Genomic DNA, 14,040 nt, shown 5'->3' with positions numbered 1-14,040 from the left:
GCCCAGCTGCATCGACGACAGTCATATGAAAGTCATTCTCGTTCCCGTGACGCCCTTTCAACAGAGCTGCTCCATCGTGATCTGCGAGGCGACGATGCGCGCTGCCATCGTCGACCCGGGCGGCGACATCGATCGCATCATCGCGGAGGCCGAGCGTCAGGGCGTGACTGTCGAAAAAATTCTCCTGACGCATGGTCATCTCGATCACTGCGGCGGCGCCAGGGCGCTTGCCGACCATTACGGCATACAAATAGAAGGACCGCATCGCGAAGACGCGTTCTGGATCGACCAGTTGCCGGCACAGACCCAGCGCTTCGGTTTCTCGAACGCAGAAGCGTTCACGCCGGAGCGCTGGCTGGACGACGGCGACACCGTGCAGTTCGGCAACGAATCGATGGAAGTCTACTTTTGCCCCGGTCACACGCCGGGTCACGTCGTGTTCTTCAGCCGCGAGCACGAGTTGGCGTTCGTCGGCGACGTGCTGTTCGCCGGCTCGATCGGCCGCACCGATTTTCCGCGCGGCAATCACGCGGAGCTCATCCGCTCGATCCGCGAAAAGCTGTGGCCGCTCGGCGACGATGTCACGTTCGTCCCCGGCCACGGCCCGGCGTCGACCTTTGGCGAAGAACGGCGCAGCAACCCGTTCGTACGCGACGGAGTGGCAGCGTGAACGCGATTCCCGAAATCTACGTCAGCACGGACGTCGAAGCCGATGGCCCGATCCCCGGCCCGCATTCGATGCTGAGCTTCGCGTCGGCGGCTTACACGGCGGACAAGCAGCTCATCGGCACGTTCTCCGCGAATCTCGAAACGCTGGAAGGCGCGGCGCCGCATCCGGTGCAGGCCGCCTGGTGGAAGACGCAACCCGACGCCTGGGCCGCGTGCCGCAAAGATCTGCAGAAGCCGGAGATCGCGCTCCCGGCCTATGTCGAATGGGTCGAGGCACTGCCTGGCAAGCCGGTCTTCGTCGCGTATCCGGCGGGCTTCGACTTCACCTATATGTTCTGGTACATGATGCGCTTCGCCGAGCGCTGCCCGTTTTCCTGGTCGGCGCTCGACATCAAGACGCTCGCCTTCGCGATGACCGGCCTGCCGTATCGCAAGGCGATCAAGCCGCGTCTGCCGAAACACTGGTTCGACGAGCACCCGCATACGCATGTCGCACTCGACGACGCGATCGAGCAAGGCGCGCTCTTTTGCAACATGCTCGCGGAGCTGCGCGCCTCGCAAGCCGCGCTGGCACAGGCATCGGCCGAGCTGAACGGCAACACTGAAGGTAAAACCGCGCAGCCAGGCCAGTGAGTTAGGGAAACTCCCTCAGTGTGGGGCGCATTGCATTGCCTTTCTTTTTCGGCGCCTCTACCATTAGAGTCAAATCGCGACCGAACGGAGGCGCAGTTGACTCTCGATACATTCTCACAAAAAATCCTGCGTCTTCTGCAACTGGACGCACGGCGCTCCGTTCAGGAAATCTCTGATCAGGTCGGCTTGTCGAGCACGCCGTGCTGGCGCCGCATCAAGGACATGGAGCAATCGGGCGTCATTCAGCGCTATACCGCGCTGCTCGACCGCGAAAAGCTCGGCCTTCACGTTTGCGCGCTCGCGCATATTCATCTGACGCGGCATACCGAAGGCGGCGTCGAGCAGTTCGAGCGCGAGATCGCCACGTGCCCTGAAGTGACCGAGTGCTATAGCACCACGGGCGAATCGGACTATATCCTCAAGATCGTCGCGCCGGATATCAAGGCGTACGACGCGTTTCTGCACGACCGCATCTTCAAGATTCCTGCCGTCGCGCAGGTAAGAACGAGCGTCGTGCTGCGCGAAATCAAGTTCGATACGCAATTGCCGCTCTGAACAGCGGCTTTCAGCGGGGCGTGTCGATCACGGGCCTCGATGCCGCAGAGGGCGCGAGGCCGATTTCCTGCGTCACGTGAATCTGACGCGCGCCAATCTGCTGCCTGAGCGCATCGAAATCGATCGCCTTCAGCCTGGCGGCGGAGTCGGCTGCGCTCGCGGCGGGCAACACGACATCGACATTGAAACCGCTGCTCAGGTAATGGAGATTCAACGTGTCGACCGCCAAGCCCTGTTGCGCGAACGCGGCGCGCACCGCGTCGCTTACGGTCGAGCGCAAAGGGAAGTTGCCCGGCAGCGGATTGAGCGCATCGCTTTCAGGATCGACGTGAATGAGCGCATCGATGACGCGCGTATCAGCCAGCACGTTCGCGCGCGCCGATTCGGCGATGTAATGACCTTCCGAAACCGAAATGAGCGGGTCGACGAGAATATGCGCGTCGACGATGGCGAGATCTCCCATTTTCCGCGTGCGCAACTCGTGAACTTCGCGCACTCCGGGCGTGCTCAGCAAAATGCCGCGCAAATCGTCCGTTGTCGCCTGATCGAGCGCGCGATCGGAAAGATCTTGTAATGCGTCCCACGCGAACGTCCATCCCATCTTTCCGATCAAAAATCCGACCAGCGCGGCGGCAATCGGATCCAGAATTCGGAAGCCAGCCAGACTGCCGATAATTCCGAGTGTGACCACGAGTGACGATGCCGCGTCCGAGCGTGCATGCCATGCGTTTGCGACGAGCATGGCGGAACGGACTCGTTCGGCTGCGCGCAGCATATAACGAAAGAGCGCTTCCTTCGAAACGAGGACAATTATCGCGACGGCGAGCGCGCCCACTTTTACCGGCGGAATATCCTGAAGGTTGACGATTCGCTCCCCTGCGCGCCACAACATTCCGGCGCCGACCGCGATCAACAATCCGCCGAGGAATAAGGAAGCGACCGTTTCATAACGGCTATGGCCGTAGTTGTGATCGACATCGGGTGCGGCGGCAGCCTGTCGATTGGCAATCAGAACGATAAAATCGGAGACGAGGTCGGCCAGCGAATGAACGCCGTCCGCAATCAACGCCTGTGAGTGCGCGGCAAAGCCCACGATCAGTTGCGCCGTGGTAAGTCCGCTATTTAGCGCAATGCTTGTCCAGGTGGTTCTTCGCGCGACTTCCTGCTTTTCGGCGGCCTGTGCTGTTGAAAGCGACATGTAATTTGACTTGAGCCCGGCATTTCCAGATTTTATCAGCCGTTAAGCTGCCGCACATTTGCGGATGCCCGAAAGCATTTCTTAAGAATCAGGCACTTGCGCCTGACGATAAGTCCGCGCGAGCCGCTGCCGTGCGCCCTGCAAAATGCCCGCCCAAATGAAGAAAGCCGCGTCGAACCGACGCGGCCTTTTAATATGCCCGAGATGTTTTCGGAATTACTTGCCGATCAGGAAATTGTCCCGATCTTGCCCAGCAATCCACTTCGGGGGCTTGCCACGGCCCGACCAGGTGCTGCCGCTTTCCGGGTCGCGATATTTCGGCGCTACGCCAGAACGGCTGCGCGACGCCTTCGCGCCTTTCGCGCTCCGGCCACCCGCCAGTTCCTGAAGCGTGATCCCATAATCCGACATTTTCTGCTTGATCTCATTAAGTACTTCGGCGTATTCGCGCGACTTTGCTTCTTCGATCTGACGTTCGAGAGACTCGCGCTGCGCGAGGAGTTCCTTGTATGAAGGCATGGCAATTCCCTAAGTGGTTTGCTGACTTGCGAATCGATGCGCTCGCTTTCAGTTATGAGTATAGCCTCGGACTGGCACGCAGATTAACACAAATCGGATTATCGCGGCATGTGCGAATAGTCACTCAATAAAAGTTTCGCATCTTTCTTCGTAACAATTGCCGAATATTCCGAAGTTTGCGGTCGACGCTGAGCGGACATAAAGACGCGGATCAATCGATTGCACCAAAACGCGATGGCACGGGATGAAAACACCGCAATAAACCTTGCCCGGAAAGTTTCATCCGATGGCAACTTCGCGGGGTTCGATTCGCAATCCGCGCGCCGGAAGCGAATTCGGGCCGTAACAGCCGCGGTCTATTGGGGGGAAATTCCGCCCTCCCGCTCAAAACAATCGATAAGCGCGGCCCGCAATTCCTCGATCGTCAGTTTGGGGTAATCGAACGTAAAACGATTGCGGGTGCCGCCAAGCATCAAATCGCAACCGTAACGGTCTATCCCCAATAACCTGAGATTTTCGGGACGCTCCAGATAAGCATCGGAATATTCGCAAAGCTCGGACTCGTCCGCGGCGGAAAGCGGCTCGAGCGAATCGAGCTCAGCGCCGGCAAGCCAGCCCATCGCCCCGAAACCGCCTATATATCGCATGCGTTCGAGCGACATCACCCAGAAAGAGAAATCGCCGAGTTCCAGATAGCGCTCCGCGTCCGGGTGATAGCGCAAGTAGCGCCGCGCGAGGTCGCCGCTTTCGTCCGGCGTGGCCGGCAAGAAACTGCCGAGCATCGTCAGGCGCTGTCCTTCCAGCACGCCGCCCTCCGTGGCATGCGAAACCAGGAAACCGGCCCGCGCATCGGCGTGAAGATTGCGCGTGTGCTCGGCGAGATGGCTGATGAGCAGCATCGGCATATGGCGCGCGGTGAGCGCGAACGGCAACGCTGTCGGATACGGAAAGCCGCGCGGCTCGCGCGAATGCGTGGCGAGCGTGCCTTCGGACACGCGATGCAGCAGATGAAGCGGCGCTTGCGACGGAATGTGCATCCGGGCCTCGTGCGTTCGTGAATGATCGATCGATGGTAATGCAGCGTGTCCGAGCGTGTCTCCTGGCCGTTCGATAGAATCGAAAGCCTTCGCGCCCGATGGCATCATCTCCGGTTTCCTCGCATTTCACGCAACTTATCAACGACCGTCCCTTCCGTGTCCGACTCGACTACCGCCCCCTCCGCCCGCGAGTCCAATCCGACGCTCGCGCTGCATCGCAGCCTTCCGCCCGCCACGCGGGCCCGCGCCCGTTACGCGACCATGGCCGTGTTCTTCATCGCGGGCATGATGTACGCGTCGTGGGGCGTGCACGTGCCAACCGTGCGCGACAAGTTCGCCCTGAGCCCGGGCATGCTCTCATTCGCACTGCTCGCGGTCGCGGGCGGCTCGATCTTCGCCATGCTCACCACCGGTTCGTGGATCGCGCGCGCCGGCACGCGTACCGCATGCATGGCGGGCGGCATCACGATGATGCTCTGCGGCTCGCTGATTCTCGTGACGCCGTCGTACTGGCTGCTGCTGATCGTGCTCGCGATTTTCGGCTTCGGCATGGCAACGCTCGATGTCGCCATGAACGCCGAGGCAAGCGCGGTCGAGCAGGCGTTGGCGCGGCCGATCATGTCGTCGCTGCACGGCATGTTCAGCATCGGCGGGATGGCGGGCGCGGCGGCAGGCGGCGCGCTGCTCGCGCACGGGCTCGCGCCCGCCGCGCATCTCGCGCTCGCCTCGGGCGTGAGTCTGCTCGTGCTTCTGGTTTCGATGCCCTCGGTATTGCCGCACGTGCCGCATCACGACGAGCACGCGAAGGCATCGTCGTCGAACCGCTGGCGTTCGGGCGCGCTATGGGCGCTCGGCGGCCTCGCGCTCGTCGCGCTGATCGCGGAAGGCGCCATGTATGACTGGGCGACTGTTTATATGCGCGATGTCGTGGAGGCCACGCCTTCGGTATCGAGCGCGGCCTACGCGGCTTTCTCCGGCGGCATGGCAGCCGGGCGCTTCGGCGGCGACGCGGTGCGGGCGCGCTTTGGCGCGCCTCAGCTGATCTTCGGCAGCGCGGGGCTCGCGTTCGTCGGCATGGTGATGGCGCTCGTGCTGCCGAACACCATCGTCACGATGACCGGCTTCACGCTGATGGGCCTCGGCCTCGCGAACATGATGCCGGTGCTGTTCGCGGCGGCGGCACGCGTCGAAGGCGTGACGGCGGCCGAAGGGCTCGCGCAGGTTGCGGGGCTCGCGTACTTCGGTTTGCTGTTCGGGCCGGTGCTGATCGGCGGTGTCGCGCAGATCAGCAATCTGCCGATCGGCCTGTGCGTCGTGGCGGCGTGCTGCGCAGTCATCACGCTCATCGGACCGAAAATTCTCAGGCGCCTGAAGATATGAAAAAGCGCGCGGCCCTTTCGGAACCGCGCGCTTTTCTGGACTTCGGAAAGTCCGAAGGAAATTACATCTTCACGACGTCGAGCAGGGTCTTCTTGCCCTTCTTGTAGTCGTACAGCGAGATCACGCCGTGCTTCAGATCGCCCTTCGAATCGAAGGAGGTCTGGCCGATCACACCCTTGTAGTCCGTGTTCGGCATCGCGGCGAGGATCTTGGCCGGATCGACCGAGTTCGCACGCTTCATCGCGTCGACGATGATGTACACCGCGTCATACGTGAACGGCGCGTAGATCTGGATCGGCTGGCCGAAGCGCTTCTGGAACTTGGCACCGAACGCCGCGCCGCCTTCCATCTTCTCGAGCGCCATGCCCGCTTCCGAGCACACGACGTTGTCGGTCGCGTCGCCGGCGAGATCAGCCAGCTTTTCCGTGCAAACGCCGTCACCCGCGAGAACCTTCGCGCGCAGGCCGAGCTGCTTCGCCTGCTTCGCGAACGGGCCGCCCGTTGCGTCCATGCCGCCGTACATCACGGCGTCGGGGTTTTCGCCCTTGATCTTCGTCAGAATCGCGCGGAAATCGACAGCCTTGTCGTTCGTCGCGTCATGCGAGATCACCTTCAGGCCGAGCGCCTTGGCGGTCTTCTCGAACTCGTTCGCGAGACCCTGGCCGTAAGCGGTCGAGTCGTCGACGACGGCGACGGTCTTCACCTTCAGGCTTTTCGCTGCGTAGTTGGCGAGCGCCGGGCCTTGCTGCGCATCGGTCGCGACGACGCGGTACGTCGTCTTGAAGCCTTGCTGCGTGTAGGCCGGGTTCGTTGCCGACGGGGAGATCTGAACGATGCCTGCATCGCTGTAGATCTTCGATGCCGGGATCGACGTGCCGGAGTTCAGGTGACCGACGACCGCGACGACCTTGTCGTCGACGAGCTTCTGCGCGACCTGGGTGGCGGTACGCGGGTCAGCGGCGTCGTCTTGCGGGTCCAGTTGCAGCGTGATCTTCTCGCCGCCGATCGTGAGACCCTTCGCGTTGATCTCTTCGACTGCGAGCCGCGCGCCGTTTTCGTTATCCTTGCCCAGGTGAGCAATGCCGCCGGTCAGCGGAGCGACGTGACCGATCTTGACGACCTGGTCGGCTGCTGCGGTCGTTGCCAACGTAGCGAACAGCACGGCTGCGGCGCTGATCGGCAACAGTTTGTGAAGCTTGGTGTTCATGTAAGTCTCCAGTTTCGGTCCCAAAAACAACGTAATCGCCCTGTGCCCCGTCTTTCATCACGATCGCTCAGTCCCGTGGACGACCACGCCGGATGCATCGTCATGCACTTGGCAAGTCCTTCCGGCAGGCCATTTGTGACGGCCGCCGTCCGCACTGCGCGCAAGTGTAGGGTTGTCAAATTAATTTAGGGAAGTTTTTTAAGATACTGGTGTCACTACCAATTAACGGCCAGTTGTGACGCGCGGCCGTTTGTGGTGGCGTTCCCCGAAGACGCCCTGTACATGCGGGTTTGCGCGACATCGGCGCGCAAAGGTTTGGCCATCGTTCAAGTTTGACGGACACGCGCCGATAATCTCTGCCTCCGGCATCATTAGCCTGTTTTTTAAAGCCTGTTTTTAGCTCGCGTTTAGATTGGCGCCTCTAAAATCGCGCCGCGCGTCAAACGGCGTGCCACGCCAGGTGCAGGCGTTCAGGGCGACTGAAAGGGAAAGCTGGCACACTCACCGGCCAACCTTCGCACAAACACAAGGAGTTTCGCCGTGACCGTATCCGTGACTTCCCGCTGGATCGACATTCCCGCCGATGGCGGCAGCTTCCAGGGCTATCTCGCGTTGCCGAAGACGGGAACCGGGCCCGCCGTGATCATCCTGCAGGAGATCTTCGGGGTGAATGGCCACATCCGCAGCGTCGCCGATCAATACGCCGCCGATGGCTACGTCGCGCTCGCGCCGGACGTCTTCTGGCGCACGCAGCCGCGCGTCGAGCTGGGATACGAAGGCGCGGATCGCGAGAAGGCGATGGAGCTGCTGCAAAAGACCCAACTGGATGCCGCAGTCGCGGATGTCGGCGCGGCGGCCAAGGCGCTGCGCGCGCTGCCGGAGGTGACGGGCAAGGTCGCTGCCATCGGGTATTGCTTCGGCGGCCGGCTCGCGTATCTCGCGGCGGCGCAAGGTTCGGTGGATGTCGGGGTGGCTTACTACGGCGGCGGCATTCAGAACGCGCTCGACAAGGCCGACCAGGTCAAGGTGCCGATGCAGTTCCACTACGGCGAACTCGACGCGCATATCCCCGCCGATGCGGTCGATGCCGTGCGTCAGAAATTCTCGGGCCGCAAGAATGCCGAGCTATACGTCTACGCTCAGGCCGATCACGGCTTCAACTGCGGCGATCGCGCGTCGTACAACGCGAAGGCATCGGCGCTCGCGCACGGGCGAACGCTGACCTTCCTCGGTGAGCATCTGTAATAGAAGAACCCGCCAGGCGAGCGCGCGTCGAGTGCCGCGCTCGCTATATCAATGCAGGCAGCCCTTCGACGAGCAGGAAAGCGGCGAGCACGCCCAGGAGCGCGCCGAATACACGCAGCACGTTGTTCTTGAAGTGCGTTGCGCAGGGAATGGCCCCGAGAAACAGTGCGCCAGCAAGCGCCATCGGGATGATCAGAATGAAGTCGCCGATCGTGAAGTACGTCATAGTGCGTCTCCCATCGTCCTGCTTCTGGCTGCGATCGTCGTGCGCTGAAACGCGGCATCGACAATTCGAGTATAGGCCGCTCGGTGCGAGGCGTCGGCGCATCTTCGTGCGATGGGAGACTGACTCGACGTACGAAATCGTTGCGCAACAAGGGCTTGGACGCGCCCGCTATTAAGCGAGCACGTAAAAACCCTTAGATTCGTCGTATTTCAATTCGCTTTCTATTATCAGGCGATCGCAGCGCGCTCACGCCGATCGAGCCACGCAGCGCCCGCCAGTCCGACGAGCAGCAGCGCGCCGATCAATCCCGCCACGCCCGGCCATCCGAACGCGGTCCAGAAGTGGCCGCCGTAGGACCCGATCAGGCTGGACCCGATGTAATACGCGAGCAGATAAAGCGCGGCGGCCTGCCCTTTCGCCTGCGCGGCGAGCCGTCCAACCCAGCCGCTCGCGACCGAATGCCCGGCGAAGAAGCCGAAAGTCAGGCACGCGATACCCGCGATGATCACCGCCAGCGAGTTCGACAGGGTCAGCGCGATGCCGAGCATCATCAGGACAAGGCTCGCTATGAGCACTCGGCCGCGCCCGAAGGCATCGGCCATCTTGCCGGACCACGGCGACGCGACGACGCCCGTCAGATACACCGTGAAAATCGCGCCGATCTGCGTCTGGTTCAGCCGGAACGGAGCACCGAGCAGCCGGTAGCCGACGTAGTTATAGAGCGTGACGAAACTGCCCATCAACACGAAGCCGATGAGGAACAGAAACGGCAAGCCGCCATGCCGCAAATGCCCGCCGAGCGAGCGCCGATGATGCGCGAATCCGACGCCGCGCCGAGGCTTGAAGCGCCGCGACGGCGGCAGTAGCGAGCGAAACGCGAGTGTGGCGAGCAGGCCCAGCAATCCGATTCCGGCGATCGCGATGCGCCAGCCGAACAGATCAGCGAGGATGCCGCTGATCACGCGCCCCGCCATGCCGCCGATGGCCGTACCGCCGACGTAAAGACCCATCGCGAGACCGAGGCCTTCGGGATGCACTTCTTCGGCGAGATAAGCCATCGCAACGGCAGGCACGCCGCCGAGCGCGAAACCTTCGAGCGCGCGTACGACGAGCAGCGCGTGCCAGTCCGGCAGCGCGGCGGCGACGACCGTCAGCACCGAAGACGCGAGCAGCGACATCGTCATCAGCCGATGGCGGCTCCAGCTTTCCGAGACGAAGCCGGCGATGAAAATGGCGATCGCAAGCGCCGCCGTGCTCACGGACACCGTGAGCGCGCTGACCGCCGGACTGACGCCGAATGCCTTCGTGAACTCGGGAAGCAGCGGTTGCACGCAATACAGCAGCGAAAAGGTCGCATAACCGGCGAACAGCAGCGCGAGCGAGGCGCGCCAGTAAGCGCGCGAGCCGCGTTCGAGATACGGCGCGGCATCGGCGGCGCGGTTTGCGTTACCTTCGGAGTTCGGCGGCTGCGGCGCCGATGATGCGTTCACGAATGAAGTCTCCGCTGAAAAACCCTCAACGATACGCCGTTCCTAAGGGTTTTGCCTAATGCGACAGGCGCTTTTGCACGACGATCGCCGAGTAATTACTGCCATGCGTCGGCGATCGGCAACATAACTCGGCGATTGGCATCGCGCCGACGCGCCGCGATGCGCTAAAGTAAGAGCACAATCGTTCATGAAAGCCGCGTATGTCGCGCTTCCCGCAATAAAAATGCGGCGAAAAGTCTGGTGCACGAGCCGTGAAAAGCCTGTGCTTGGTGAAATATATTTGACCGGCGTCACATCCTCAGCCGGCGTTGAAACGGGGATTCATCATGCAAATCGGTTCGATTGTCCGCTCCGTGCATATTGCCGTGCCTCAAGGCGCGCGCGGCATCGTCATGCGCATTCTCGGCGACATGGCGATGGTCGCCTGGTACGCGGGCGAGCCCGGCGTAACTAAGTTGCTCAATACGGAGCCCTTCTTTCTCGAAGATCTGATCGATACGGGCGACGTCGTGCGTCCTTCGAATACGGTCGTACATTGAGCAGCAGCGAAAAGCAGCGATAAGCAGCGCGCCGCATCGATGCGCTGATGCCGTCCGCGCGAAGGCGCGGCACAATGCCGGGATGAACACGATCCATCCCGACTCCCAGGGCGCGCCCGCCGACGACGCGCCGCCCTTCTCCGGCCTCACGCCCGAGCGCGTGCTCGACGCGCTCGACAGCGTGTTGCTTCCCGCAGGCGAGCGCACCGACGGCCGCCTCCTGCCGCTCAACAGCTACGAGAACCGCGTTTATCAGGTCGGCGTCGAAGACGGCGCACCGGTCGTCGCGAAGTTTTATCGGCCGAAACGCTGGTCGAATGCGGCGATTCTCGAAGAGCACGCGTTCGTCGCGAGCCTCACCGCGCGCGAGATTCCGGCGGTTCCGGCGCGCGCTTACGAAGGGAAAACGCTGCACGAATTCGAAGGCTTTCGTTTTTCCATTTTCGAGCGGCGCGGCGGACGCGCGCCCGATCTCGACCGCAGCGACACGCTCGAATGGCTCGGGCGCTTCATCGGACGGATTCACGCGGTGGGCGCGATCGAGCCGTATCGCGAGCGGCCGACGCTCGACATCGATACATTCGGCTACGAGCCGCGCGACTATCTGCTGACGCACGGCTTCATTCCCGCCGATGTGCGCGAAGCCTGGGAAACGGTCGTTTCGATGGCGCTCGAAGGCGTCGCGCAATGCTTCGAGCGCGCCGGCGACGTGCGCCATCTGCGCCTGCACGGCGACTGTCATCCGAGCAACGTGCTATGGACCGACGCGGGCCCGCATTTCGTCGATTTCGACGACAGCCGCATGGGCCCGGCGATTCAGGATCTGTGGCTGCTGCTGCCCGCCGGCCGCGCGGACGCATCGCGCGCGCTGACGGACCTGCTCGCGGGTTACGAGGATTTTTGCGAGTTCGATCCGCGCGAGCTGTACCTGATCGAAGCGTTGCGCACGTTGCGGCTGATCCATTATTCGGCGTGGCTCGCGCGCCGCTGGAACGATCCCGCGTTCCCCGCCGCGTTTCCGTGGTTCAACTCCCAGCGCTACTGGGAAGACCGCATCCTCGAATTGCGCGAGCAAGTCGGCGCGATGCAGGAAGGCCCGCTCTGGCCCATCTGAAATTTTTCGTCACATTCACGCACTGTCAGGCAATCGCAAAGCATTGAAAAGCGCTTTGCCGCGTGTAATGATAACAATTCTCATTTGCCCGCCTTTCGTCGATCGCCGCGCGTCCGTTCGCGTCTAGCCGGTCGGGGCGCGGCTTTGCCTGCCAACGCCCGATTCTGGAGAGACGCGTGAACGCGCCCGACACCCTCAATCCACAGCCGCCCGCGACGAGCGGCCCGACGCATTACCGTCCGCATGGTCGGCTCATCGACGACGCCGAGCAGTTCGTGCGCAAGAACCGCTCGCGCCGCTCGACGTTCCTGAAGTGGCTGCGCAAGGTGCATGGGTGGATCGGCTTGTGGGGCGCGCTGCTCGGCCTCCTCTTCGGTGTGACGGGCTTCCTGCTGAATCACCGCGCGCCGCCGCTGCGCATTTCCACGGGCGAGCCGCAGGTTTCGCAAATGCAGATACCGCTGCCGGCCGAAGGCTTCAAGACGCCGCGCGACATGGGCCTGTGGCTCAAGAAGGAACTGAAGATCGAGGGCAATCTCGGTCGCGCGCGAAAAGAGCCGGCGCATCCGGTCGGCTGGGGCGACAAGAGCACAATGCAGCCGGAACAATGGTCGGTGATGGTGGCGTCGCCCGGCGGCGGCGTGATGGCGGAGTACTGGGTCGGCAACAATTTCGTGTCGGTGAAGCGCACCGAAAACACCTTCCTCGCGATGATGACCAATCTCCACAAGGGCGTCGGTTTGAGCGTGGGATGGGTGCTGCTCATCGATACGTTCGCGGGCAGCATCGTGCTGCTGTCGCTGACGGGCGTGCTGCTGTGGACCGAGCTCAACAAGAAGCGCACGGCGGGCGTGGTGATCGTGGCTGCGTCGCTGATCGCGGCGATTGTCTGCGGGTTGATCTGATTTCCCGGGCAATACGCGCCTGGCGGCCGCTCATGCGGCCCGCTTCCCCTTCCTCGGGTTATGCCGCGTGAGCCAGAGATAAAGCCCGCTCCCCAGCACGACGATCGTCAGCACATCGAAGGCCGCCCAGAAAATCTTGAGCGGCATCCCGCCAAAATCCCCGAAGTGCAACGGCTGCGAGCCGAGCAGAACCTTCAGATACCAGGGTAATTCGCGCGAATCCGTGAGCGCGCCCGTCGATGCATCGACGAGTACCGGCCGCATGATCCGCGTCGTGAGGATACCGTCGCCGCGCATCCAAACGGCATAGTGGTGCGGGCTCGCGAAGCGTGTCCCCGGAAACGCGACGAATGACGGAATCATGCCGGGCGCCGCGCCGTGCGCGGTGCTCACGGCATCGTCGACAGAGGCGCGCACGGCCACCGGCGGCTGCCCCCGATACGGCGCGACCATCTGCGCGAGCTGATCGTTGCGCCACGCTTCCAGCATCAGATCGGCGAGCGTGTTGATCGACCCCGTCGCGCCGACGAGCAGCGCCCACGCGAGCGTCAACATGCCGAGCGCGTTGTGCCAGTCGAGCCACACGATTCGCCGCTTCTTTTTCAGGCGCACGCGCCCGAGCCTGACCTTGCGCCAGAACGGCAGATACACGACCACGCCCGACACGATCGCCGCGAGAAACATCACGCCCATCGCGCCGAGAAAGAGCTTGCCGAAGAGTCCAGCGAACATGTCGACGTGCAGCTTCAGCAGCACGAATTTGAGCGAGCCTTTGCCGGGCGGCATGCCGAGCGGATGCGCGGTGCGCGCGTCGACAGTGGTGCTGAGCGTATCGTCGGGCGGCGTGTCGGCGTGCGGCGCGGTCACGATGATCGGCAGCAGCGGTTCGTCCGGCTCCCAGATCATGTATTGCGGCACATGGCCCGCGTGGTTCTTCAATGCAGCTTGCAACACCGCGTCATAGCTCGCGCGCGCGTTCGCCTGCGCCGCGGGCAGTTCGGGCGCTTCGATCGCATCGCCGGTGAGGATGTCGAGCTCGTGGCCGAACACGAGCGGCAAGCCCGTCAGGCAAAGCAGCAACATGAACGCCGTGCAGACGAGGCTCGTCCAGCGATGCACGATCGACCACACGCGCAGCGCGCGCTGGCTCATATGGCGTTTGTCCGCGGACGAGCGCGAGTCGGGCGATGCATCGGCGCGCGGAGCCGCGCGCCGGTCATCGCCGGTCAAAAACTTGCCGGGCATTCGATGAGATTTTGAGCTGAAGGGGAAAGGCTTCGCGTCAGCCGCAATGGCCGCGCAAATGAGAACGATTATTATATA

15 protein-coding genes are annotated in these 14,040 nt (G+C 62.6%); 8 read left to right on the top strand and 7 right to left on the bottom strand.

Annotation, left to right across the window (positions count from 1 at the left end):
• Positions 1–25: 25 nt before the first annotated feature.
• The 3 genes from AC1Z32_RS13665 to AC1Z32_RS13655 all read left to right on the top strand — a co-directional run bounded on the left by AC1Z32_RS13665 (position 26) and on the right by AC1Z32_RS13655 (position 1,857).
• Positions 26–670: an MBL fold metallo-hydrolase gene (locus AC1Z32_RS13665; RefSeq protein WP_483479165.1), complete on the top strand. Its 645-nt coding sequence runs from the start codon at positions 26–28 to the stop codon at positions 668–670.
• Entirely contained in the window at positions 667–1,302 is a 636-nt protein-coding gene (locus tag AC1Z32_RS13660; RefSeq protein WP_483479164.1) for a 3'-5' exonuclease family protein, read from the top strand. Before AC1Z32_RS13665 ends, AC1Z32_RS13660 begins: the two co-directional genes overlap by 4 nt.
• A gap of 96 nt (positions 1,303–1,398) precedes the next feature.
• A complete protein-coding gene (locus tag AC1Z32_RS13655; RefSeq protein WP_008352298.1) occupies positions 1,399–1,857 on the top strand; it encodes an Lrp/AsnC family transcriptional regulator in 459 nt (152 codons plus the stop codon).
• A 10-nt stretch (positions 1,858–1,867) separates the two neighbouring features.
• On the opposite strand, the gene AC1Z32_RS13650 is transcribed toward AC1Z32_RS13655, so the two are convergent.
• The 3 genes from AC1Z32_RS13650 to AC1Z32_RS13640 all read right to left on the bottom strand — a co-directional run bounded on the left by AC1Z32_RS13650 (position 1,868) and on the right by AC1Z32_RS13640 (position 4,611).
• On the bottom strand, positions 1,868–3,055 hold the full coding sequence (locus tag AC1Z32_RS13650; RefSeq protein ID WP_483479163.1) for a cation diffusion facilitator family transporter: 1,188 nt from the start codon (positions 3,053–3,055) through the stop codon (positions 1,868–1,870).
• 216 nt (positions 3,056–3,271) lie between these two features.
• Positions 3,272–3,574: an H-NS histone family protein gene (locus AC1Z32_RS13645; RefSeq protein ID WP_062601518.1), complete on the bottom strand. Its 303-nt coding sequence runs from the start codon at positions 3,572–3,574 to the stop codon at positions 3,272–3,274.
• A 356-nt stretch (positions 3,575–3,930) separates the two neighbouring features.
• Positions 3,931–4,611, bottom strand: coding sequence for a HugZ family pyridoxamine 5'-phosphate oxidase (locus AC1Z32_RS13640; RefSeq protein ID WP_483479162.1), 681 nt, complete (start codon positions 4,609–4,611; stop codon positions 3,931–3,933).
• Positions 4,612–4,767: 156 nt separating this feature from the next.
• Here AC1Z32_RS13640 and AC1Z32_RS13635 point away from each other — a divergent pair, with 156 nt between their 5' ends.
• Positions 4,768–5,991, top strand: a complete 1,224-nt coding sequence (locus AC1Z32_RS13635) for an MFS transporter (protein WP_483479161.1) — start codon at positions 4,768–4,770, stop codon at positions 5,989–5,991.
• Between the two features lie 61 nt (positions 5,992–6,052).
• Here the strand turns inward: AC1Z32_RS13635 and AC1Z32_RS13630 are convergent, their stop codons facing one another.
• Entirely contained in the window at positions 6,053–7,198 is a 1,146-nt protein-coding gene (locus AC1Z32_RS13630; RefSeq protein WP_062601521.1) for a branched-chain amino acid ABC transporter substrate-binding protein, read from the bottom strand.
• 540 nt (positions 7,199–7,738) lie between these two features.
• Here AC1Z32_RS13630 and AC1Z32_RS13625 point away from each other — a divergent pair.
• The gene (locus tag AC1Z32_RS13625; RefSeq protein WP_483479160.1) at positions 7,739–8,443 is read left to right on the top strand and encodes a dienelactone hydrolase family protein; all 705 of its coding nucleotides are present in this window, start codon (positions 7,739–7,741) and stop codon (positions 8,441–8,443) included.
• Positions 8,444–8,486: 43 nt separating this feature from the next.
• Here the strand turns inward: AC1Z32_RS13625 and AC1Z32_RS13620 are convergent, their stop codons facing one another.
• Together AC1Z32_RS13620 and AC1Z32_RS13615 are read right to left on the bottom strand one after the other, a co-directional pair.
• A complete protein-coding gene (locus tag AC1Z32_RS13620; RefSeq protein WP_041730863.1) occupies positions 8,487–8,669 on the bottom strand; it encodes a hypothetical protein in 183 nt (60 codons plus the stop codon).
• Between the two features lie 227 nt (positions 8,670–8,896).
• On the bottom strand, positions 8,897–10,159 hold the full coding sequence (locus AC1Z32_RS13615) for an MFS transporter (RefSeq protein ID WP_483479159.1): 1,263 nt from the start codon (positions 10,157–10,159) through the stop codon (positions 8,897–8,899).
• Between the two features lie 326 nt (positions 10,160–10,485).
• Between AC1Z32_RS13615 and AC1Z32_RS13610 the strand changes: the two genes are divergently transcribed.
• The 3 genes from AC1Z32_RS13610 (at position 10,486) to AC1Z32_RS13600 (ending at position 12,717) form a co-directional block, all read left to right on the top strand.
• Positions 10,486–10,698, top strand: coding sequence for a hypothetical protein (locus AC1Z32_RS13610; protein ID WP_008352308.1), 213 nt, complete (start codon positions 10,486–10,488; stop codon positions 10,696–10,698).
• An 82-nt stretch (positions 10,699–10,780) separates the two neighbouring features.
• On the top strand, positions 10,781–11,812 hold the full coding sequence (locus AC1Z32_RS13605) for a serine/threonine protein kinase (protein WP_483479158.1): 1,032 nt from the start codon (positions 10,781–10,783) through the stop codon (positions 11,810–11,812).
• A 176-nt stretch (positions 11,813–11,988) separates the two neighbouring features.
• Positions 11,989–12,717: a PepSY-associated TM helix domain-containing protein gene (locus AC1Z32_RS13600; RefSeq protein WP_483479157.1), complete on the top strand. Its 729-nt coding sequence runs from the start codon at positions 11,989–11,991 to the stop codon at positions 12,715–12,717.
• A gap of 30 nt (positions 12,718–12,747) precedes the next feature.
• Here the strand turns inward: AC1Z32_RS13600 and AC1Z32_RS13595 are convergent, their stop codons facing one another.
• Positions 12,748–13,962: a PepSY-associated TM helix domain-containing protein gene (locus AC1Z32_RS13595; RefSeq protein ID WP_483479156.1), complete on the bottom strand. Its 1,215-nt coding sequence runs from the start codon at positions 13,960–13,962 to the stop codon at positions 12,748–12,750.
• Positions 13,963–14,040 lie beyond the last annotated feature (78 nt).

This window comes from Caballeronia sp. 11_S32 (genome assembly GCF_056930355.1).
This window is presented reverse-complemented; position numbering and strand designations above follow the sequence as displayed.

Bases quoted from the DNA above. Each gene is read 5' to 3' on its own strand.
- AC1Z32_RS13665 (WP_483479165.1), top strand. From the start codon at position 26: ATGAAAGTCATTCTCGTTCCCGTGACGCCCTTTCAACAGAGCTGCTCC.
- AC1Z32_RS13650 (WP_483479163.1), bottom strand. From the start codon at position 3,055: ATGTCGCTTTCAACAGCACAGGCCGCCGAAAAGCAGGAAGTCGCGCGA.
- AC1Z32_RS13645 (WP_062601518.1), bottom strand. From the start codon at position 3,574: ATGCCTTCATACAAGGAACTCCTCGCGCAGCGCGAGTCTCTCGAACGT.
- AC1Z32_RS13640 (WP_483479162.1), bottom strand. From the start codon at position 4,611: ATGCACATTCCGTCGCAAGCGCCGCTTCATCTGCTGCATCGCGTGTCC.
- AC1Z32_RS13630 (WP_062601521.1), bottom strand. From the start codon at position 7,198: ATGAACACCAAGCTTCACAAACTGTTGCCGATCAGCGCCGCAGCCGTG.
- AC1Z32_RS13620 (WP_041730863.1), bottom strand. From the start codon at position 8,669: ATGACGTACTTCACGATCGGCGACTTCATTCTGATCATCCCGATGGCG.
- AC1Z32_RS13610 (WP_008352308.1), top strand. From the start codon at position 10,486: ATGCAAATCGGTTCGATTGTCCGCTCCGTGCATATTGCCGTGCCTCAA.
- AC1Z32_RS13605 (WP_483479158.1), top strand. From the start codon at position 10,781: ATGAACACGATCCATCCCGACTCCCAGGGCGCGCCCGCCGACGACGCG.
- AC1Z32_RS13595 (WP_483479156.1), bottom strand. From the start codon at position 13,962: ATGCCCGGCAAGTTTTTGACCGGCGATGACCGGCGCGCGGCTCCGCGC.